We start from the raw sequence: 1,776 nt of genomic DNA, 5'->3' as shown, positions 1-1,776 counted from the left end.
CCTGCCGCGCCTGCCGCGCCTGCCGCGCCTGCCGCGCCTGCCGCGCCTGCCGCGCCTGCCGCGCCTGCCGCGCCTGCCGCGCCTGCTTCGCCGTCGGACCCGACTTCGTCTGGTTCGTCGTCCGCTGGGTCGGTTGCGTCAGGCCTGGCTGGTCTCGGCTCGCTGACTGGTGATCTCGCGGATGGTGCGGTGGTCTTTCCGGCCGTCCCGGCTTCGCCGTCGGACCTGGCTTCGTCTGGTTCGTCGTCCACGGAGACGGTGGCTTCGCCCACGGCCGTTTCCGGTCCTCCGGGTCGCGGGCCGACGGATGACCCGGCTGACTTGTTCGGCGCGCCTGTGCCTGCGGGCCAGGGCGTTTCCTTCGTGACGGCCAGCCCCGACGTGCAGGGCGACCCGGGGCGGCCCGGCGTGGCTGATGATGCGCCGGTTGTCGCCGACGGGGCGCGCGGTATGGCAGGGGACAGCGGGGCGGCACGCGGTCTGGCAAGGGACGCCGTGGTGGGGCGGGTGTCTGGTGAGGACGGTCTGGCGGGGCGCGGCCGTGATGGGAACGGTGTGGTGGTGGCGGGTACTGATCGAGTGGCTTCTGAGGGGGAACGATGATCTCGGTGGTGCTGGCCGATGACCAGGCGTTGGTGCGGGCCGGGTTCCGGGCGCTGCTCGACGCGGAAGCGGACATCCGGGTGGTCGGTGAGGCGTCGGACGGGCTGCAAGCGATCAGTCTGGTCCGGGCGACCCGGCCGGAGGTGGTGCTGATGGACATCCGGATGCCCGGGGTGGACGGCCTGGAGGCGACCAAGCGGATCGCCGCCGATCCGGCCTGTGCGGAGACCCGGGTGGTCATCCTGACCACGTTCGAACTCGACGAGTATGTGTTCGAGGCGCTGCGGACCGGCGCGTCCGGGTTCCTGGTCAAGGACACCGAACCGGTGGAGCTGCTGCGGGCGGTGCGCGCGGTCGCGGCCGGCGACGCGTTGCTGTCACCGAGCGTGACCCGCCGGGTGATCGGCGAGTTCGCCGGGGCGAGCGCCGGCCGCCGTCCGGAACCACCCCGCGAGCTGGACCAGCTCACCGACCGCGAACGCGAAGTGATGGCACTGGTCGCCGAGGGCCTCTCCAACGACGAGATCGCCACCCGCCTGGTGATCAGCCCAGCCACCGCAAAAACCCACGTCAGCCGCACGATGATCAAGCTAGGCGCACGCGACCGTGCTCAGCTGGTGGTCTACGCCTACGAGGCCGGCCTGATCCGCCCCGGCTGGCTGGCCTGACGATCCCACCCCCCAAGCGCGACCCCGGGCCACCTCCCGTTCACGGCCGCGGCTGGCTCTCGGGGGTGTCACCGAGGGCAGAAGGCACCGCTGAAATCCAGCCCGCGACCCCAGCGGCTGCGGGTGCCGGCGGCCAGGCGGCGTGCGTGTGGGGCACGGTCCGTCACGCCAGCCACGACCAGCGGGCGCCGTCTCCGAGAGGCCACCCGCGCTCCACCACACCCGCTCGCCAAATCCCGTCCGCGAGCACGCAAAATAGCCACAACATGCTAAACCACCATGCCCCTCGCCGATCTCACCCCGCGAGCACCGGTGGTTGTATCAGCGCCGGCAAAGCCGCGATGACTGCTGCTGGTTTCGGTCCGCGAGCGTCGGTGGTTGCTACAACGGCAGCAACGAGCGCCTGCTGGAACCGGCCGGTTAGCGTTTCTGCTCGCTGCCGGCCGGGGTTTAGGGCCGCCAGAGCCAGCTGGACTTGCCCCAATGTCACTGAGCTTGAGTTGAT

The 1,776-nt window shown here is 71.2% G+C and carries 2 protein-coding genes; one reads left to right on the top strand and one right to left on the bottom strand.

The window, feature by feature from the left end:
• Positions 1 to 599 precede the first annotated feature (599 nt).
• Positions 600 to 1,271 carry a response regulator gene (locus tag Apa02nite_RS23490; RefSeq protein ID WP_067689136.1) on the top strand — a complete coding sequence of 224 codons (672 nt, stop codon included), beginning with the start codon at positions 600 to 602 and terminating at the stop codon, positions 1,269 to 1,271.
• A 295-nt stretch (positions 1,272 to 1,566) separates the two neighbouring features.
• Here Apa02nite_RS23490 and Apa02nite_RS23485 read toward each other — a convergent pair.
• A partial coding sequence (locus tag Apa02nite_RS23485) for a hypothetical protein (RefSeq protein ID WP_203826907.1) occupies positions 1,567 to 1,776 on the bottom strand: 210 nt, incomplete at its 5' end.

This window comes from Actinoplanes palleronii, from assembly GCF_016862315.1.
GTDB classification, from domain to species: domain Bacteria; phylum Actinomycetota; class Actinomycetes; order Mycobacteriales; family Micromonosporaceae; genus Actinoplanes; species Actinoplanes palleronii.
Note: the sequence above shows the minus strand (reverse complement) of the source record. Positions and strands in the feature narration are given on the sequence as shown.